Annotated in this window: 19 protein-coding genes; 7 read left to right on the forward strand and 12 right to left on the reverse strand. The window is 59.4% G+C overall.

The window, feature by feature from the left end:
* Positions 1 to 118: 118 nt before the first annotated feature.
* Positions 119 to 721, forward strand: a complete 603-nt coding sequence (locus AC0IXA_RS24520; protein ID WP_003227723.1) for a peroxiredoxin — start codon at positions 119 to 121, stop codon at positions 719 to 721.
* A 74-nt stretch (positions 722 to 795) separates the two neighbouring features.
* On the opposite strand, the gene rnt is transcribed toward AC0IXA_RS24520, so the two are convergent.
* Together rnt and pyrC are read right to left on the reverse strand one after the other, a co-directional pair.
* On the reverse strand, positions 796 to 1,473 hold the full coding sequence (gene rnt / locus AC0IXA_RS24525) for a ribonuclease T (RefSeq protein ID WP_016773404.1): 678 nt from the start codon (positions 1,471 to 1,473) through the stop codon (positions 796 to 798).
* Positions 1,470 to 2,516 (reverse strand): dihydroorotase, encoded by a 1,047-nt coding sequence (pyrC, locus tag AC0IXA_RS24530; protein ID WP_016773405.1) that lies wholly within the window; start codon positions 2,514 to 2,516, stop codon positions 1,470 to 1,472. Before pyrC ends, rnt begins: the two co-directional genes overlap by 4 nt.
* Positions 2,517 to 2,676: 160 nt before the next feature.
* On the opposite strand from pyrC, the gene AC0IXA_RS24535 reads away from it, so the two are divergent.
* Both AC0IXA_RS24535 and AC0IXA_RS24540 read left to right on the forward strand, forming a co-directional pair.
* Positions 2,677 to 3,591 (forward strand): flagellar protein MotY, encoded by a 915-nt coding sequence (locus AC0IXA_RS24535; RefSeq protein ID WP_471814662.1) that lies wholly within the window; start codon positions 2,677 to 2,679, stop codon positions 3,589 to 3,591.
* Positions 3,592 to 3,720: 129 nt separating this feature from the next.
* A complete protein-coding gene (locus tag AC0IXA_RS24540; protein WP_007953201.1) occupies positions 3,721 to 4,938 on the forward strand; it encodes an argininosuccinate synthase in 1,218 nt (405 codons plus the stop codon).
* 124 nt (positions 4,939 to 5,062) lie between these two features.
* Here AC0IXA_RS24540 and AC0IXA_RS24545 read toward each other — a convergent pair whose 3' ends face one another.
* On the reverse strand, positions 5,063 to 5,776 hold the full coding sequence (locus tag AC0IXA_RS24545) for a hypothetical protein (protein WP_471814663.1): 714 nt from the start codon (positions 5,774 to 5,776) through the stop codon (positions 5,063 to 5,065).
* Between the two features lie 432 nt (positions 5,777 to 6,208).
* Here AC0IXA_RS24545 and AC0IXA_RS24550 point away from each other — a divergent pair, with 432 nt between their 5' ends.
* Positions 6,209 to 6,835, forward strand: a complete 627-nt coding sequence (locus AC0IXA_RS24550) for a response regulator transcription factor (protein ID WP_016773408.1) — start codon at positions 6,209 to 6,211, stop codon at positions 6,833 to 6,835.
* 88 nt (positions 6,836 to 6,923) lie between these two features.
* Here the strand turns inward: AC0IXA_RS24550 and AC0IXA_RS24555 are convergent, their stop codons facing one another.
* The 8 genes from AC0IXA_RS24555 to metG form a co-directional block, all read right to left on the reverse strand.
* Positions 6,924 to 7,103 carry a PA3496 family putative envelope integrity protein gene (locus tag AC0IXA_RS24555; RefSeq protein ID WP_016773409.1) on the reverse strand — a complete coding sequence of 60 codons (180 nt, stop codon included), beginning with the start codon at positions 7,101 to 7,103 and terminating at the stop codon, positions 6,924 to 6,926.
* Between the two features lie 107 nt (positions 7,104 to 7,210).
* Positions 7,211 to 7,849 carry an endonuclease III gene (nth, locus tag AC0IXA_RS24560; RefSeq protein WP_016773410.1) on the reverse strand — a complete coding sequence of 213 codons (639 nt, stop codon included), beginning with the start codon at positions 7,847 to 7,849 and terminating at the stop codon, positions 7,211 to 7,213.
* Entirely contained in the window at positions 7,846 to 8,418 is a 573-nt protein-coding gene (locus AC0IXA_RS24565; protein WP_471814664.1) for an Rnf-Nqr domain containing protein, read from the reverse strand. Before AC0IXA_RS24565 ends, nth begins: the two co-directional genes overlap by 4 nt.
* Positions 8,415 to 9,020, reverse strand: a complete 606-nt coding sequence (locus tag AC0IXA_RS24570; protein ID WP_471814665.1) for an RnfABCDGE type electron transport complex subunit G — start codon at positions 9,018 to 9,020, stop codon at positions 8,415 to 8,417. The genes AC0IXA_RS24565 and AC0IXA_RS24570 overlap by 4 nt, the downstream gene beginning before the upstream one ends.
* Positions 9,017 to 10,000, reverse strand: coding sequence for an RnfABCDGE type electron transport complex subunit D (locus AC0IXA_RS24575; protein WP_471814666.1), 984 nt, complete (start codon positions 9,998 to 10,000; stop codon positions 9,017 to 9,019). Before AC0IXA_RS24575 ends, AC0IXA_RS24570 begins: the two co-directional genes overlap by 4 nt.
* Entirely contained in the window at positions 9,987 to 10,991 is a 1,005-nt protein-coding gene (rsxB, locus tag AC0IXA_RS24580) for an electron transport complex subunit RsxB (protein ID WP_471814667.1), read from the reverse strand. The genes AC0IXA_RS24575 and rsxB overlap by 14 nt, the downstream gene beginning before the upstream one ends.
* The gene (locus AC0IXA_RS24585; protein ID WP_471814668.1) at positions 10,988 to 11,557 is read right to left on the reverse strand and encodes an Rnf-Nqr domain containing protein; all 570 of its coding nucleotides are present in this window, start codon (positions 11,555 to 11,557) and stop codon (positions 10,988 to 10,990) included. The genes rsxB and AC0IXA_RS24585 overlap by 4 nt, the downstream gene beginning before the upstream one ends.
* 114 nt (positions 11,558 to 11,671) lie before the next feature.
* Positions 11,672 to 13,723, reverse strand: coding sequence for a methionine--tRNA ligase (gene metG / locus AC0IXA_RS24590; RefSeq protein WP_160768452.1), 2,052 nt, complete (start codon positions 13,721 to 13,723; stop codon positions 11,672 to 11,674).
* Between the two features lie 320 nt (positions 13,724 to 14,043).
* Here metG and apbC point away from each other — a divergent pair, with 320 nt between their 5' ends.
* On the forward strand, positions 14,044 to 15,138 hold the full coding sequence (gene apbC, locus AC0IXA_RS24595) for an iron-sulfur cluster carrier protein ApbC (protein ID WP_024014150.1): 1,095 nt from the start codon (positions 14,044 to 14,046) through the stop codon (positions 15,136 to 15,138).
* Positions 15,139 to 15,269: 131 nt separating this feature from the next.
* On the opposite strand, the gene AC0IXA_RS24600 is transcribed toward apbC, so the two are convergent.
* Positions 15,270 to 16,028 carry an SDR family oxidoreductase gene (locus tag AC0IXA_RS24600; protein ID WP_471814669.1) on the reverse strand — a complete coding sequence of 253 codons (759 nt, stop codon included), beginning with the start codon at positions 16,026 to 16,028 and terminating at the stop codon, positions 15,270 to 15,272.
* A gap of 163 nt (positions 16,029 to 16,191) precedes the next feature.
* Here AC0IXA_RS24600 and AC0IXA_RS24605 point away from each other — a divergent pair, with 163 nt between their 5' ends.
* On the forward strand, positions 16,192 to 16,917 hold the full coding sequence (locus tag AC0IXA_RS24605; protein ID WP_341638895.1) for a HugZ family pyridoxamine 5'-phosphate oxidase: 726 nt from the start codon (positions 16,192 to 16,194) through the stop codon (positions 16,915 to 16,917).
* Between the two features lie 71 nt (positions 16,918 to 16,988).
* Entirely contained in the window at positions 16,989 to 17,465 is a 477-nt protein-coding gene (locus AC0IXA_RS24610) for an FxsA family protein (protein ID WP_016773418.1), read from the forward strand.
* Positions 17,466 to 17,571: the final 106 nt, after the last annotated feature.

Consider the following 17,571-nt stretch of genomic DNA (forward strand, 5'->3'; position numbering starts at 1 on the left):
AACACGCAGTGTATGATGGTCGTCCCTTGCGAAGAGGGTTCGTGTCACAGGGCTGTCGCCTGAGGGTGACAGGCTGGCCCGGACCCTGAACTTCAAGTTTTTACACCAGGAGATATCAATGAGCGTACTCGTAGGCAAACAAGCCCCAGACTTCACCGTCCCGGCCGTACTCGGCAATGGCGAGATCGTTGACAGCTTCACCCTGTCCTCGGCCATCAAAGGCAAATACGGCCTGGTGTTCTTCTACCCGCTGGACTTCACCTTCGTCTGCCCGTCCGAGCTGATCGCTCTGGACAACCGCATGGCTGACTTCAAGGCGCGCAACGTTGAAGTGATCGCTGTGTCGATCGACTCGCACTTCACCCACAACGCTTGGCGCAACACTCCAGTGAACAATGGCGGCATCGGCCAGGTGAAATACACCATGGCTGCCGACATGAAGCACGACATCGCCAAGGCATACGACGTTGAATCCGAAGGCGGCGTGGCTTTCCGTGGCGCGTTCCTGATCGACGACAAAGGCGTGGTTCGCTCGCAGATCATCAACGACCTGCCGCTGGGCCGTAACATGGAAGAGCTGATCCGTCTGGTCGACGCGCTGCAATTCCACGAAGAGCACGGCGAAGTCTGCCCGGCCAACTGGAAGAAAGGCGACAAAGGCATGAACGCTTCGCCGGAAGGCGTTGCGGCTTACCTGACCGAGAACGCTGCGGCCCTGTAAGGCGCAACGTCGAGGTACAAAAAAACCGGCCCATGTGGCCGGTTTTTTCATGCGCGGGATTTGTTCGTCGAGGATCAGTCGTCGAAGTCTTCCCAGCCGCCCATCTGCTTCCAGCGATTGACGATGCCGCAGAACAGCTCAGCGGTCTTTTCGGTGTCGTAACGCGCCGAGTGCGCTTCACGGCCGTCGAAATCGATGCCGGCGGCCTGACAGGCTTTCGCCAGCACGGTCTGACCATACGCCAGACCCGCTAGGGTCGCGGTGTCGAAACTGGAGAACGGGTGGAACGGGTTGCGCTTCATGTCCAGGCGCGCAACTGCTGCGTTGAGGAAGCCCAGGTCGAAACTGCTGTTGTGCCCGACCAGAATTGCCCGCTTGCAGCCGTTGGCTTTCAGCGCCTTGCGGATGCCACGGAAGATGTCGGTCAGCGCGGTTTCTTCGCTGACGGCCATGCGCAGCGGGTGATCGAGCTTGATCCCGGTGAACTCCAGCGCTGCCGCTTCAACGTTGGCACCTTCGAATGGCTCGACGCGGAAGAAGTAGGTGTGATCCGGGTAGACGAAACCCTTTTCATCCATGGCGATGGTGGTCGCGGCAATCTCCAGCAAGGCATCGGTGGCTGCGTTGAAGCCACCGGTTTCTACGTCGACGACAACCGGCAGGTAGCCGCGAAAACGCGCTGCCATCGGATGACGGGAACCGCCGCCGCCACCTTGACCGTCCAGTTCATCGTCGAAATTGTCTTCACTCACGCGTGTTCCTCCAGCAGGCGCCAGCGCAGTTTTTCACCGGCGCGCAGCGGGATAACGGTCAGCTCGCCAAATGGCAGACTGGTCGGGGCGGTCCATTCTTCACGGACCAGGGTGATGCGATCGGTATTTGCCGGCAGGCCGTAGAAACGCGGGCCGTTGAGGCTGGCGAAGGCTTCGAGCTTGTCCAGCGCGTTACGCTGTTCGAACGCTTCGGCATACATCTCGATGGCGGCGTAAGCGGTGTAGCAACCGGCACAACCGCAGGCGGCTTCCTTGGCGTGCTGGGCGTGGGGCGCCGAGTCGGTGCCGAGGAAGAACTTGGCGCTGCCGCTGGTGGCGGCGTCGAGCAAGGCTTCCTGATGGGTATTGCGCTTGAGAATCGGCAAGCAGTAGAAGTGCGGTCGAATCCCGCCGACCAGCATGTGGTTGCGGTTGTACAGCAGGTGATGCGCGGTGATGGTCGCGCCAACGTTGGCCGAAGCCTCGTTGACGAACTGCACGGCGTCGCCGGTGGTGATGTGTTCGAACACCACTTTCAGCGTCGGGAAACGCTCAACCACGCGGCGCATGTGCTCGTCGATGAAGATCTTTTCGCGGTCGAATACATCGACGTCGCCACGGGTGACTTCACCGTGGATCAACAGCGGCATGCCGACTTCGGCCATGGCTTCCAGCGCCGGGAAGATCTTGTCGATGCTGGTCACGCCGGAATCGGAGTTGGTGGTCGCGCCGGCCGGGTACAGCTTGGCGGCGTAGACGAAACCGCTGGCCTTGGCCTGACGAATTTCTTCCGGTTGGGTGCGGTCGGTGAGGTACAGCACCATCAACGGCTCGAACTGACTGCCGGCCGGGCGGGCAGCGAGAATGCGCTGACGATAGCCGTCGGCTTCAGCGGCGTTGCGCACCGGCGGTACCAGGTTCGGCATGATGATCGCGCGCCCGAAGGTGCGGGCCACATCGGCAACGGTATTGGTCAACACGGCACCATCGCGAAGATGAATGTGCCAGTCGTCGGGACGCAGCAGGGTCAGGCGGTCGGACATGAGGGGATTCCAGGCGGGTCAAACTGAGGCGAATGCTACCGGAAAAGACTCTTGCAGGCACCCGCTATCAAGTTTTGCCACGCGCGTCCGATATCCCGGAGGTATGCCGTAAACATTGTGTGAATCGGTGTTTGTGTTTCACAAGCCAATGGAGCCTCCCGTGCGCCAGCGTTATTTAGCCCTGCTCAGTGTGTTTGCCAGCCTTCCCGCGATGGCGCTGACTTACCAGACCCGTCTGGAGAACATTGAGTGGACGGTCGCCGGCGACCAGTTCGAATGCCGCCTTACCCAGCCGATCACCGATTTCGGCTCGGGCGAGTTCGTGCGCAAGGCCGGTGAGCAGGCGATCTTTCGCCTGAACGCCTACAACGCCATGCTCGGCGGCGGTTCGGCGACCTTGCTCGCTGCCGCAGCACCTTGGCAGCCAGGGCGTGGCGACATCAATCTGGGCTCTGTGCGTCTGGGCAGCGGCAACGTGTTGTTCAACAGCTCGCAATCCCAGGCCGGGGGATTGATCAGCGGTCTGCTGGACGGTCGCAGCCCGGTGGTACGCCGTGCGTCTGGCGATGGCCGCGTCTCCGAAGTGCGTTTGTTGCCGGTGAAATTCAGCAAGGCGTTCAACGACTATCAAGGCTGTGTGGCGAAATTGCTGCCGCAGAATTTCGACCAGATCAAGCAGTCGCAGATCGGCTTCCCCGGCGAAGGCGTTGAGCTGGACCCGGCTGCCAAGGCCAAGCTGCAAGTGATGCTCGAATACATGAAGGCCGACCCGACGGTGAACCACATTGACCTCGACGGTCATTCCGACAACAGCGGCAATCGTCTGACCAACCGCGAATTGTCGCGCCGCCGCGCGCTGGCGGTGGTGGATTTCTTCAAGGCCAACGGCATTCAGGAATCGCAGATCACCGTGCGTTTCCACGGCGAGCAGTATCCGATCGTGCCGAACACCAGCAAGGCCAATCGTGCGAAGAACCGTCGGGTCAACGTGAAACTGTCGCGCGTCGCACCGACTACCGCCCCGGCTCCGGCGCCGCAAGCGGGTACGCCGGCCACGGCCGCAACGATTTCCTGACTCGCCGGTCATCGTCGCGCTCTCGACAGATTCTGTCGCTTTGTCGTCTTAAGCTGTCGCGCCTCTGTAAATTATCGCGTTTGAGCGGTAGACTCCCCGGCTTTCCGTAGAACCCCGTGGAGTGATGGCATGGCGGACGTAAACAAGGTCGTTCTGGCGTATTCCGGCGGCCTGGACACTTCGGTGATCCTCAAGTGGCTGCAGGATACTTATAACTGTGAAGTGGTGACCTTCACCGCTGATCTCGGTCAAGGCGAAGAGGTCGAGCCGGCCCGCGCCAAGGCTCAGGCCATGGGCGTCAAAGAAATCTACATCGACGACCTGCGCGAAGAATTCGTGCGTGATTTCGTGTTCCCGATGTTCCGCGCCAACACCGTTTACGAAGGCGAGTACCTGCTGGGTACTTCCATCGCCCGTCCGCTGATCGCCAAGCGCCTGATCGAAATCGCCAACGAAACCGGCGCCGACGCCATTTCCCACGGCGCCACCGGCAAGGGCAACGACCAGGTGCGTTTCGAACTGGGCGCCTACGCGCTCAAGCCAGGCGTAAAAGTTATTGCCCCTTGGCGCGAGTGGGACCTGCTGTCCCGCGAGAAGCTGATGGACTACGCCGAGAAGCACGCGATCCCGATCGAACGCCATGGCAAGAAAAAATCCCCGTACTCGATGGACGCCAACCTGCTGCACATCTCTTATGAAGGCGGCGTGCTGGAAGACACCTGGACCGAGCACGAAGAAGACATGTGGCGCTGGACCGTCTCCCCGGAGAAGGCTCCCGACACCCCGCAGTACCTGGAACTGACCTACCGCAACGGCGACATCGTCGCGCTGGACGGCGTCGAAATGACCCCGGCCACCGTACTGGCGACGCTGAACAAGATCGGCGGCGAGCACGGCATCGGTCGTCTCGACATCGTCGAAAACCGTTATGTCGGCATGAAGTCCCGTGGCTGCTACGAAACCCCGGGCGGCACCATCATGCTGCGCGCTCACCGCGCCATCGAATCGATCACTCTGGACCGCGAAGTCGCTCACCTCAAAGACGAGCTGATGCCCAAGTACGCCAGCCTGATCTACACCGGTTACTGGTGGAGCCCTGAGCGTCTGATGCTGCAACAGATGATCGATGCTTCGCAGGTCAACGTGAACGGCGTAGTGCGCCTGAAGCTGTACAAGGGCAACGTCATCGTCACCGGTCGCAAGTCCGACGATTCGCTGTTCGACGCCAACATCGCGACCTTCGAAGAAGATGGCGGCGCTTACAACCAGGCCGATGCGGCGGGCTTCATCAAGCTCAACGCGCTGCGCATGCGCATTGCTGCCAACAAGGGCCGCAAGTTGTTCTGAGTGGCTCAGACCCACGCGCAATAAAAAAGGCGGCCAGTTCAGGGCCGCCTTTTTTTTCGGAATTTTCATCGGGTTCATCAGGCCGTTTCTCTTGTCTGCCCGCTTGCGGGATGTGCCACGCCTGTCAGCTGGTTCGCCCCAGCAGGGTAACTGTCTGTGTGCACAGGTTGTAAACGACACACAGTGTTGCACCTGAGCTTTTCTTCGCCTGTTTGATCTGTTGCAGCGAAGTATGCGCCAGAGAGTCCGAAACATGATTCGACAGAAAAACCAGCACTCGCGGATTTTTTTTACCGGCGCTCCGAAGAGTGTCGAGAATCGCATCGAACTCCCTGGACGCATCAACGTCCCGGGCGTCGATGATGTTCAGTTCGCTTATCAGCGGTGACAGTTTGATCGTCTGCACCACGGGGTTCGCTTGGCCATCGATATCGGTTGGTGGGTCAGGCGCGTTGTGAATCCTGCATGGACGCTGGAATCCGCCGCTCCCAGTGTTGCTGGACACGACGCAGCTGGTTATCTCGAAAGTGCACGATCCATCGGATTTTCGTAACGGTACTTTTCGTTCGCTGTCGCGTTCCGAATGTTCAGCCGCCTTCAGGAAATTTTTGTCCTTGCCGAAATCCGAGGGCGAGTAGAGCGAGCGGTGGTTGAAGTTGAGCGTGATAAAAAAAAGAAATAACAAGTAAAACGGAAAGCTGATCAGAAACCAGACATAAATCTCCCGGTCCTTGTTGTCGAGAAACGGCAGCGATACCGCCGCTGAAGTTTCCGAGATAATGGCGAATATCGCGATGACGGTCATTGGGTTAGTGATCTTGTTCGTTATCTTGAGCATGATTCAAGTTCTATGCTGTTTGTTTGAGGTTGAATATTTCTATATATAGCAAAAGCCTTCATTGAACTTTCAGGCTGTTGTTTCAAGTTTTATAGAAGGGCTGCCGGCGCGTCGAATATGCAGTAGCGGCGGTTCGTTACGTCATATGTCGAATCGGCAGCCAGCAGAAGTGGTCCAAGAAATTTCAAATGGCTCAACTGGAATTCGGAGCTGCGTAGGACGTGTGCGCAGTAAACGGAAATTCGCTGCGGTCTTGAAGGACGGGAAGCAATTGCGATGGATGCGACGGGACCTATTTGTGGGAATTATCCTCAATGCCTGTAGGGAATGTCTCTCGATGCAAATGCGTGTAAAAGTTGCCATGCCTTGAAGCAAGTGACTGGGATATCGTGCGTGTTCTAAAAATTCGAACAGCGAAAACTGGACTTGCCCATGAATAAAGTGCTGATCGTGGATGACCACCCCGTCATTCGACTTGCGGTACGTATGCTGATGGAACGGCATGGCTACGAAGTCATTGCAGAAACGGATAATGGCGTTGATGCACTACAAATTGCTCGTGAACAAATACCGGATCTTGTCATTCTGGATATTGGAATACCCAAACTCGATGGGCTGGAAGTTATTGCTCGCCTGACGTCCACCGCCATGCCGGTGAAAGTGCTGGTGCTGACTTCCCAGGCTCCCGGACATTTTTCAATGCGTTGCATGCAATCGGGTGCAGCGGGTTATGTGTGCAAGCAGCAGGATCTGACCGAACTGCTGAGTGCGATCAAGGCAGTTCTGTCCGGCTACAGCTATTTCCCCAATCAGGCCCTGCACACCGTGCGTACGAGTTTGGGCAATGCGAGTGAGGCGGACATGGTTGATCGTCTGTCCGGGCGGGAAATGATGGTGTTGCAGCAATTGGCGCGCGGCAAGACCAACAAGGAAATCGCAGACGGCATGTTTTTGAGCAACAAGACTGTAAGCACTTACAAGACTCGCCTGTTGCTGAAACTCAATGCGCGTTCTCTGGTTGATCTGATCGAGTTGGCGCAGCGCAACGGCCTGGTTTGAACGATTCGACAGCTGAGACCGTCATGGGCCGATCAAGCTCGGTTGTCGCAGAAAATGAAAAGCCTCCGCTTCGGGAGGCCTTCAGGTATCACAGATCAAAATCGTAATCGGCCAATTGCCTTTGCAGTCGGCGCTCCTCAAGCAGGTTGTCGATTGTGCGACGCTTGCTGAGGTTGGTCTTCGCCACCTCGACCACCGGTTCGACCTCATCGGCCTCGACGGCAATAAAATCTTCTTCTACATCCAGTTGCTCTTTGTCGGTACTCATGAAGTCAACTCCCGGCTAAGACTGCCTTTGGCGCTCCTTATATCGACATTACTGCGGCGGGTAAAAAAGATTTTTTCAATCGATGGATACGAAAAACCGATGACGGCTCAATCGTCAGAAGTTTTATGTTTGTATTCGCACAAATCTTCGATGCGGCAGCTGCCACAGCGCGGTTTACGCGCCAGGCAAACATAGCGGCCATGCAAAATCAGCCAGTGATGGGAGTCGAGCAGGAATTCTTTCGGTACAAACTTCATCAGCTTCATTTCAACTTCCACCACATTTTTCCCCGGCGCGATGCCGGTGCGATTGCTGACGCGGAAAATGTGCGTGTCGACCGCCATGGTCAATTGACGGAAAGCGGTGTTGAGCACCACGTTGGCGGTCTTGCGCCCGACGCCGGGCAAGGCTTCCAGTTCTTCCCGGGTTTGCGGAACTTCACCGCCGTGGCGTTCAACCAGCAAACGGCAGGTTTCAATGACGTTCTTCGCTTTGCTGTTGTACAGGCCAATGGTCTTGATGTACTCGGACAGCCCCTCGACACCCAGCGCATGAATCGCGGCAGGTGTATTGGCGACGGGAAAGAGTTTGGCAGTCGCCTTGTTGACCCCGACATCGGTGGACTGCGCCGAAAGAATCACCGCAATCAGCAGCTCGAACGGCGAAGAGTAGGCCAGTTCGGTTTTCGGCTCGGGATTGTCTTCGTGCAGTCGGCGAAATATCTCAAGACGTTTTGCAGCATTCATGGGCGATGCGTTTCCTTGATGACAGAGTTGCGGCGTGTCCACGCCTGACGTACGGCGAGAAGCAGGCCCAGTAAAACGAAAGCGCCGGGGACCAGCGTAAACAGATGCAGCCCATCGGGGAACAAAATCAGACCTTGCCAATGCTCCGAAAGACCTCGGCCAAGGCTGCCATAACCGATGATCTCGCGCAGCCCGCCCACCACCAGCATGAGCGTGCCGAACAAGGCGCAGCGTTTGAAGCTGACAGCGACGGGCTCGCGGAAGGCACCGTGGTATTCAAGCACGACGCAGTGCAAGGCGATCAGCCCTATGTAGAGCTCAGACGTCTGCTGCCATGACAAAAGCCAGCGTTGCGCCACAATATCCGCGCAACTGGTCAACGTCGCAGCAAGCGTCAGGCTGGCGAGCAACGCACGGGTGCCCGTCAGGCGTTCGCGCAGCGGCGACATGCAAACGGCAAAAACGCCAAGTACCGCGCCGAGCATCAAGGTTATCCCCAGTGCAGCGCTAAATGTTTGTGTGGCGCCCAATAGCGGCACCAGCATCAATAAACTTACCGTGCGTTTCATGAGCCAGTCCCCAACAGCAGCGCCCGATGCTCATCGAAGTAACGCAGTGCGTCATGAATCGCGTTGATGGCGGCACGGGAGGTAATGGTCGCGCCAGCGATTTGATCGAACTGCCCCTGATCCTTTTTCAGCGCCCAACCGGCGTCTGTCGGCCCAGTACGGGATTTGCCGATGAAGGCCTGAAGCCAGGCATTCGGCCATTCACCGATGTGACCGCCCAATCCCGGCGTTTCGCGCTGCTCAAGGGTTTTCACGCCTAGAACTCTGCCGTTTGCATCGATGGCTACCAGCAGTTCCAGAGTGCCTGCGTAACCTTCGCTGCGACTGCGCAACAGCACCGCAACTGTCTGTCCGGAGCGGGTCGCTCGATAGCCGCCTGACAGCGTGCTATGGCGCAAAGCAGGCTCGGCGAGCGTCAGTGGTTGCTCCAGCGGCTGATTGTCGTAGAGCGCGGCAGGCATGACATCGAGCAATTGGCGGCTATCGAGCAAGCGCTGCTCGCTGGCAATCTGCGGTGCACTGCTGCGCTGCAGCACGTATGTTGCGCTCGCGCCAATGAGTGCCAGCAGCACCAGGGTCGCGAGACTTGCTGAGCGGTTCACGCGTTCACCTTCGACTGGCGGCTGGCGGCGAAGCGCTCCAGCGTCGGCACCAGCAGATTCATCAGCAATACCGCAAACGCGACGCCGTCCGGGTAACCACCCCAAGTGCGAATTAGATAGGTGAGCAAGCCGACGCCAATGCCGAACAGCAGGCGGGCGAGGGCGCTTTTCGCGCCGGACACAGGTTCGGTCACGATAAAAAATGCACCGAGCATGGTCGCGCCGCTGAGCAGATGAAACAGCGGCGAACCATGGGAATCCGAACCCGAGCCGTTCCAGCACAACAGGCTGATGACGAACAGGCTGGCGAGCATCCCCACCGGTGCATGCCAGGAAAAGATCCGCCGCTGCAACAGCCACAGGCCGCCGAGCAGAAACGCCAGATTTACCCATTCCACACCGCGCCCGCCGAAACGGCCGAAGGCCGGGTTGCTGGCGAACAGCTCATCGATGGTCAGGCTTTTATTGATGCGCAGACTGTCCAGTGCCGTGGCCTGCGCCCAGGCGTCCGGTGCTGGAGCCGGGTTGAAAACCTGTTGCAACGCCGAGAGGAAATCGAGGCCATGACCGGGCCAGTGGGTCATCGCTTGCGGAAACAGCACCATGCTCAGGGCAAAACCAAGCATCGCCGGGTTGAACGGGTTTTTGCCGACGCCGCCATACAGATGTTTGCCGAACAACAGACCTGAAGCGGTCGCAATGACAGTCAGCCACCAAGGGCAATAAGCCGGCAGCGCGGCGGCCAGCAACATCGCACTGACCAGCGCGCTGCCATCACGCAGCGCCGGTTGCACGGCTTGTCGACGCAGGTTGGCGACGGCAGCTTCGACGAGCAACGCGCTGATGACCGCCAACAGCAAATTGATCAACACGCCCCAGCCATACAACCAGAACAAAGCGAGCAGCCCCGGCAGCGCTGCGAGCAGCACGGTATTCATCGCCTGTTGCAGGCGATCGTCCGCTGCCTCAAGGGGTGGCATGGTCTTGCACCTGGCGCTCGGCGTCAGTCACGGCTTGCTCCAGTGCTGCGATCTGCTCCGGCGCAGCCTCCGCTGCCTGAGCCTTTTTCAACTCGGCGCGGCGCATGGCCAACTGGATCTTGGCTCGCTTGAGTTCGGCGTCGTTGCTCGCAGCAGAGACGGCGGGAATCACCGGTTGGCTGCTTTCCAGCTTCGCCAGTGCTTGCTCGGCGGCTTCGAATTGTTGCTGCAGGACGATCAGTTGCGACTGCTGTTCGAACGTCGGCGGATGGCCGAAAGCTTTCAGCGATTTATGCAACTGAGCCCGACTCATCGCCACATCGACCTTGGCCTTCTTCAGCGCCGCATCGGCGTTCGCGGCTTTTTGCGCACGCACCCGCTCCAGCGCAGCCTGCACCGGGTCGGCGGTCGAGACTTGCGGTTGTGCCGCACGCGCGGCTCGCGCTTCACGTTCAGCCTGCTTTTGCTGTTCTTCACGCAGCAGGCGCTGGTTGCGGCGCTCGAAACGCTGGCGCGCATGGTCACGTTTGATCGCGCGGGCGCGCTGTTCTTCGAGATCAAATGCGAGACCGCCAACCACTGGGATCGTGTTCGCAGGCAAAGGATGCATTTCGATGCAGTCGACCGGGCACGGCGCAACGCACAGATCACAACCGGTGCACTCGTCGATCAGCACCGTGTGCATGAGTTTTGCCGCGCCGACGATGGCGTCGACCGGGCAGGCCTGAATGCACTTGGTGCAGCCGATGCATTCGGCCTCGCGGATGAAGGCGACTTGCGGCGGTGCCGGGCCACGGCTGATGTCCAGTTCCAGGACCGGTATTTTCAACAGCTCGGCCAGGGCAGCGATGGTTTCATCGCCGCCCGGCGGGCACTTGTTGATCGGCTCGCCGTCAACAATGCCTTGCGCATAGGGTTTGCATCCGGGATGTCCGCACTTGCCGCATTGGGTCTGCGGCAGCAGGGCATCGATGCGTTGAAGCAGACTCATGTTTTGATCAATCCACTGAATCCGAGAAAAATCACTGCGACCAGTCCGGCGCTGATCAGATCGATCGGCAGGCCGCGAAAGGGCAGGGGAATATCGTTGTCGGCCGTGCGCTCGCGCAGGTCGCAGAACACACTCAACACCAGCCAGAAACCCAGCCCGGCGCCGAGACTCAATGCTGTCGCGTGCAGCAGGCCTTGATCATTTTGCGCATTGATCAACGCCAGCCCGAGTACGCCGGCATTGCCGAGCAGCAGCGGCCACAATCCGTCGAACGGCCAATCCGGCAGCCCGCGCGCCAGCAGTTTCAGCAGCGGCGCGATCAACAACACACTCAACGGCAGAAACACGAACAGGCGCAGCGCTTCAAGCTGCAACGGCAGCAGTATCCACTGCCAGATCGCCTGACCAATAACGCTGACTACCAGCATCAGGCACAACGTCGCCAATCCCAGCGCATGTACCTGGCGTCGGCTGCCCGCCAGCAGCGGAGCGACGCCCAGCGGCCAGTGCAACACGAAGTTGTTGAGCAGCGCAGCACTGATCAGCGTTAACGCGAGTTCGGTCATGGTTCTGCCAGCGAAACGGGCGAGTGTCTCTTAAGGGTAGGCACTATCGGGCCAGATATGAAAAATCCCACCGGCATGCAGAGCACGTCGGTGGGATCGTTTTATCGCAACGTCTTACTTGATGCGCTGACCCGGCTTGGCGCCGCTGTCAGGGCTCAGCAGGTAGATCTCTTCACCGCCGGGACCGGCTGCCATCACCATGCCTTCGGAAATACCGAACTTCATTTTCCGTGGCTTGAGGTTGGCGATCATCATGGTCAGGCGACCGTCGAGCTTGGACGGATCCGGATACGCGCTCTTGATCCCGGAGAACACGTTGCGTTGCTCGTCACCGATGTCGAGGGTCAGACGCAGCAGCTTGTCCGCGCCTTCGACGTGTTCGGCCTTGACGATCAAAGCGACGCGCAAATCGATGGCGGCAAAGGCGTCGAAATCGATTTCCGGCGACAGCGGATCCTTGGCCAGTTCGCCGTTGCCCGCAGGGGCGGCTGCGCCAGTGTCGGTCTGGCTGGCGGTCAGGTCTTCCTTGGAGGCGTCGGTCATGGCTTGCACTTTTACCGGGTCGATGCGGGTCATCAACGGTTTGAATTCGTTGAGCTGGTGATTGGCCAGCAGGGTGGTGTGGTCATTCCAGGTCAGCGGCGCGACGTTGAGGAACGCCTCGGCATCAGCGGCCAGCAGCGGCAGTACCGGTTTGAGGAAGATCACCAACTGGCGGAACAGGTTGATGCCGGTGGCGCAGATTGCCTGGACTTCATCCTGCTTGCCTTCCTGCTTGTTCAGCGACCACGGGGCCTTGTCGGCGATCCACGCGTTGGCGCGGTCAGCCAGGGCCATGATTTCACGCATGGCGCGGGCAAAATCGCGGGCCTCGTAGGCGTCGGCAATGCTCGGCGCGGCGGCGAGGAAAGCCTCGGTCAGCTCCGGCGCGGCATTGTTGTCGACCAGCAGGCCGCCGTTGCCTTTGTGGATAAATCCGGCGCAACGGCTGGCGATGTTGACCACTTTGCCGACCAGGTCGGAGTTGACCTTCTGCACGAAGTCTTCGAGATTCAGGTCAAGGTCATCGACGCCACGGCCCAGCTTGGCCGCGTAGTAATAGCGCAGGTATTCCGGCGACAGGTGGTCGAGATACGTGCGGGCCTTGATGAAGGTGCCGCGCGACTTGGACATTTTCTGGCCGTTGACGGTCAGGTAGCCGTGCACGTTGATGCCGGTCGGCTTGCGGTAGCCGGCGCCTTCGAGCATCGCTGGCCAGAACAGCGCATGGAAATTGACGATGTCCTTGCCGATGAAGTGGTACAGCTCGGCAGTCGAATCCTTGCCCCAGAACGCGTCGAAGTCCAGCTCCGGCGTGCGGTTGCAGAGGTTCTTGAAGCTGGCCATGTAACCGATCGGCGCATCCAGCCACACGTAGAAATACTTGCCCGGTTCGCCCGGAATCTCGAAACCGAAATACGGCGCATCGCGGGAAATGTCCCACTGCTGCAGGCCGGCATCCAGCCATTCGGCGATCTTGTTGGCCACGGCGTCCTGCAGGGTGCCGCTGCGGGTCCAGGTCTGCAGCATCTGCTGGAAATCCGGCAGCTTGAAGAAAAAGTGCTGGGAATCCTTGAGCACCGGGGTGGCGCCAGAGATAGCCGACTTCGGATCCTTCAGGTCGGTCGGTGCGTAGGTCGCGCCGCATTTTTCGCAGTTGTCGCCGTACTGGTCTTCGGTGCCGCATTTCGGGCAGGTGCCCTTGATGAAGCGGTCGGCCAGGAACATTTTCTTTTCCGGGTCGAAATACTGGGTGATCGAGCGCTGGGCGATGTGCCCGGCGTCACGCAGCTTGAGGTAGATCTGGCTCGACAGCTCACGGTTTTCTTCGGCGTGTGTGGAGTGGAAATTGTCGAAATCGACGAGGAAGTCGGCAAAGTCGGCGCTGTGTTCAGCCTGCACGTTGGCGATCAGTTGTTCCGGGGTGATGCCTTCCTTTTCCGCGCGCAGCATGATCGCCGAACCGTGGGCGTCGTCGGCGCAGACATAGATGCATTGGTTGCCGCGATGCTTCTGGAAGCGCACCCACATATCGGTCTGGATGTATTCCAGCATGTGGCCAAGGTGGATCGAACCGTTGGCGTAGGGCAGGGCGCTGGTGACGAGGATCTTGCGTGGCTCGGACATGGGGCTTCGCTACTTGATGAAACGGAGGTCGGCCACTATAAAGCGCCGGCGCATATTTTTCACCCCTGCGCCACTGGGTACTTTGAGAGCTCGTGTGGTGAGGGGATTTATCCCCGTTCGGCTGCGCAGCAGTCGTGGATATCGTTACACACGCAGCTCCTGATGTACCGGGGGCGTAGGTTTTGGGGCGGCTTCGCCACCCAACGGGGATAAATCCCCTCACCACAGTGGCTTTTCAGCGCAAGTAATCTGTTCGCCTCAAATCGGTGTCCAGCGTACGATAGCCGCCATCTTTTCCAGTCTTGTTATCGGAGTTGCCCATGAGCGCCGTCACTCGCGCAGCGGTGGAAGCCGTCCTCAGCCAATACACCGACCCTTACCTGAACCAGGACCCGGTCAGCGCCGGGTGCGTGAAAAACATCGAGATCATCGGTGACCGCGTCAATGTGCAGCTGGAAATCGGCTACGCCGCCGGTTTGTTCAAGAGCGGCTGGGCGCAATTGCTGCAACTGGCCATCGAAAACCTCGACGGCGTGGTCATCGCCCGCGTGGAGGTCACCAGCGTGATCGCCGCGCACAAGGCCCAGGCGCAGATTCCCGGGCTGGCCAACGTCAAGAACGTCGTCGCCGTCGCGTCCGGCAAGGGCGGCGTGGGCAAATCCACTACCGCTGCCAACCTCGCGCTGGCGCTGGCCCGTGAAGGCGCCAAAGTCGGCATCCTCGACGCCGATATCTACGGCCCGAGCCAGGGCATCATGTTCGGCATTCCCGAGCGCACCCGGCCCGAGGTCAAGGATCAGAAGTGGTTCGTGCCGCTCAAGGCCCACGGTGTGGAAGTCATGTCGATGGCGTTCCTGACCGACGACAACACGCCGATGGTCTGGCGCGGGCCGATGGTTTCCGGGGCGCTGCTGCAACTGGTCACGCAAACCGCGTGGGGAGATCTGGATTATCTGGTCATCGACATGCCGCCAGGCACCGGCGACATCCAGCTGACCCTGGCGCAGAAAGTCCCGGTGGCGGGCGCGGTGATCGTCACCACGCCGCAGGATCTGGCGCTGCTCGACGCGCGCAAAGGCGTGGAAATGTTCCGCAAGGTCAACATCCCGGTGCTGGGCGTGGTGGAAAACATGGCCGTGCACATCTGCTCGAACTGCGGGCATGCCGAGCATCTGTTCGGTGAAGGCGGCGGCGAGAAACTGGCGACCCAGTACGGCGTCGAACTGCTGGCCTCGCTGCCGCTGTCGATGCTGATCCGCGAACAGGCCGACGGCGGCAAGCCAACCGTGATCGCCGAGCCGGACAGCCAGATCGCCATGGTCTATCAGGAACTGGCCCGCCACGTCGGCGCGCGGATCGTGTTGCAGGAAGCGGCCACGCCGGCGATGCCGAATATCACCATCAGCGACGATTGATCCATCGGCAGCGCTGAAAAACCTGTGGGAGCGAGCCTGCTCGCGAAAGCGGTAGATCAGACAACCAATGGGTTGAATGACACACCGCATTCGCGAGCAGGCTCGCTCCCACATTTGTTTCAGGGTGACAGTCAGATCCGCAAGCCGCCATCCATCTCCAGAATCCGCCCGGTGTAGTAGTCGTTTTCGAAGATATACGCCGCCGAATGGGCGATCTCTTCGGGCTTGCCCATGCGCTTGAGCGGAATTCCCGACGTCATCTTCTCCAGCGCTTCCGGCTTCATGCCCAAAGTCATCTCGGTTTCGATGAAGCCCGGTGCGATGCCCGCGACACGAATGCCGTAACGCGCCAGTTCCTTCGCCCAGGTCACGGTCGCCGCCGCGACGCCAGCCTTGGCTGCGGAATAGTTGGTCTGGCCGACGTTGCCCGCACGGGAGATCGACGAAATGTTGATGATCGCACCGCTGGTCTTCAGCTCGACCATCTTCGCTGCGACTTCACGGGTGCAGAGGAACACGCCAGTCAGGTTGACGTCGATCACCGCCTGCCACTGCGCCAGGCTCATCTTGGTCATCTCACCGTCCTTGACCTTCAGCAACAGACCATCGCGCAGGATCCCGGCGTTGTTGATCAGGCCGTGGATGGCGCCGAAGTCTTCCGCCACTTGCGCGACCATGTGCTCGACCTGTTCTTCATTGGCGACGTTGCACAGGTAGCTGCGCGCTTCGACACCTTTGGCTTTGCAGGCGGCCACGGCGGCGTCGAGTTTTTCCTGATTCAGATCGACCAAGGCCAGTTTCGCGCCCTTGCCGGCGAAATACTCGGCCATGGAACGGCCCAAACCCTGGCAACCGCCGGTGATAATGATTACTTTGTCGTTGAGTTGCATTCGCATGTCCCGCTGGCAGGTCTGAGTTGTTTTTGTTGTCGGCAACGCTCGATCGGCACCGGTCAGGCCTGATTGCATACGAACATTTGCCCGATGCGCGCCGGTTACTTTTCGCTGCGCGCCTGTCCGTTTTCTAGACGGAACCCATTTAAGGAGTCACAAATTGAGCGCTGAAGTGGCGAAGAATGCCCGAGAATTGCTTCTCAAGGAATACCGTGGAGTGCTGTCGACCCACTCCAAATCGATGCCGGGTTTTCCCTTTGGCTCGGTTGTGCCGTATTGCCTGGACGAGCAGGGTCGGCCGCTGATCCTGATCAGCCGCATCGCGCAGCACACGCATAACCTGCAGAAAGATCCGAAGTGCTCGATGCTGGTGGGCGAGCGCGAGGCCGACGACGTGCAGGCGGTCGGGCGGCTGACCTATCTGGCCCAAGCGCAGAAACTCGAAGACCCGGCCGCGATCGAGGCTGCCGCCGAGCGTTATTACCGCTATTTCCCCGACTCGCAGAATTATCACCAGGCCCACGATTTCGATTTCTGGGTGCTCAATCCGGTGCGCCATCGCTACATCGGCGGCTTTGGTGCGATCCACTGGATCGATAACCTGACTCTGGCTAACCCGTTCGCCGGCAAGGCTGAAATCAGCATGGTCGAGCACATGAACAGCGATCACGCCAAAGCCATTGCCCATTACGTCGAGCTGACCGGGCTGTCCAACAGCACGCCGGCGCAACTGGCCGGGATCGACAGCGAAGGCATGCACCTGCGCATTGGTCAGGCCGTCTATTGGTTGCCCTTCGCGGCACCATGTAATACGCCGACACAAGTGCGCGAGGCCTTGGTTTCTCTGGCTCACGCCCAGTCCTGGCCGAAAAAAGCGCAAAGTTAAGCTTGAATTCACGCAAGGGCGACGTCATCTAAGGCTTACTGCAAGGCATTTCTTGCGTTGAGGAAACTTTGATGCGCCCTTTTCTGTTGCTCTTTCTGCTGTTTCCAGTGCTGGAGCTGTTCGTATTCGTCAAAGTGGCAGGCTCTATCGGGTTCTTCCCGGCCCTGCTGCTGATCATTCTCGGCTCGATGTTCGGTGTGTTCGTGCTGCGCGTCGCCGGTCTGGCCACCGCATTGCGTGCCCGGGAGAGCCTGAACCGCGGCGAATTGCCCGCGCAGACCATGCTCGAAGGCCTGATGCTGGCACTGGCCGGCGGCCTGTTGATCATTCCCGGCTTCATCAGTGACGTGGTCGGTCTGGTGATGCTGTTGCCGGTCACCCGTCGTCTGCTGGCGAACAAGATGCGCCAGCGCGCTGAAGACCAGGCGATGCGCCAGCGTGCCTTCGCCGACGACCTGCAACCCCGTGGCGGCCCGGCCCCGCGCGAGCCGCTCGGTCGAGAGCCGAATGTGATCGAAGGCGAGTTCGAACATCGCGACAACAAGTGACATCAGCATCGACACGGCACCTGCGGGTGCCGTGCTCGTTTATGGCTGTTATTTACCGTGTCTGGATGAAAAATTTTTTCCGCCAGCCCTTGTAATCGGCTTGTAC

Source organism: Pseudomonas sp. AC083, from assembly GCF_979253165.1.

Coding starts and splice junctions, on each gene's coding strand:
- AC0IXA_RS24575 (WP_471814666.1), bottom strand. CDS start 10,000: ATGCCACCCCTTGAGGCAGCGGACGATCGCCTGCAACAGGCGATGAAT.
- AC0IXA_RS24520 (WP_003227723.1), top strand. CDS start 119: ATGAGCGTACTCGTAGGCAAACAAGCCCCAGACTTCACCGTCCCGGCC.
- pyrC (WP_016773405.1), bottom strand. CDS start 2,516: ATGTCCGACCGCCTGACCCTGCTGCGTCCCGACGACTGGCACATTCAT.
- nth (WP_016773410.1), bottom strand. CDS start 7,849: ATGAATGCTGCAAAACGTCTTGAGATATTTCGCCGACTGCACGAAGAC.
- metG (WP_160768452.1), bottom strand. CDS start 13,723: ATGTCCGAGCCACGCAAGATCCTCGTCACCAGCGCCCTGCCCTACGCC.
- AC0IXA_RS24555 (WP_016773409.1), bottom strand. CDS start 7,103: ATGAGTACCGACAAAGAGCAACTGGATGTAGAAGAAGATTTTATTGCC.
- AC0IXA_RS24540 (WP_007953201.1), top strand. CDS start 3,721: ATGGCGGACGTAAACAAGGTCGTTCTGGCGTATTCCGGCGGCCTGGAC.
- AC0IXA_RS24565 (WP_471814664.1), bottom strand. CDS start 8,418: ATGAAACGCACGGTAAGTTTATTGATGCTGGTGCCGCTATTGGGCGCC.
- AC0IXA_RS24610 (WP_016773418.1), top strand. CDS start 16,989: ATGCGCCCTTTTCTGTTGCTCTTTCTGCTGTTTCCAGTGCTGGAGCTG.
- AC0IXA_RS24550 (WP_016773408.1), top strand. CDS start 6,209: ATGAATAAAGTGCTGATCGTGGATGACCACCCCGTCATTCGACTTGCG.
- apbC (WP_024014150.1), top strand. CDS start 14,044: ATGAGCGCCGTCACTCGCGCAGCGGTGGAAGCCGTCCTCAGCCAATAC.
- AC0IXA_RS24585 (WP_471814668.1), bottom strand. CDS start 11,557: ATGACCGAACTCGCGTTAACGCTGATCAGTGCTGCGCTGCTCAACAAC.
- AC0IXA_RS24600 (WP_471814669.1), bottom strand. CDS start 16,028: ATGCAACTCAACGACAAAGTAATCATTATCACCGGCGGTTGCCAGGGT.
- rsxB (WP_471814667.1), bottom strand. CDS start 10,991: ATGAGTCTGCTTCAACGCATCGATGCCCTGCTGCCGCAGACCCAATGC.
- AC0IXA_RS24545 (WP_471814663.1), bottom strand. CDS start 5,776: ATGCTCAAGATAACGAACAAGATCACTAACCCAATGACCGTCATCGCG.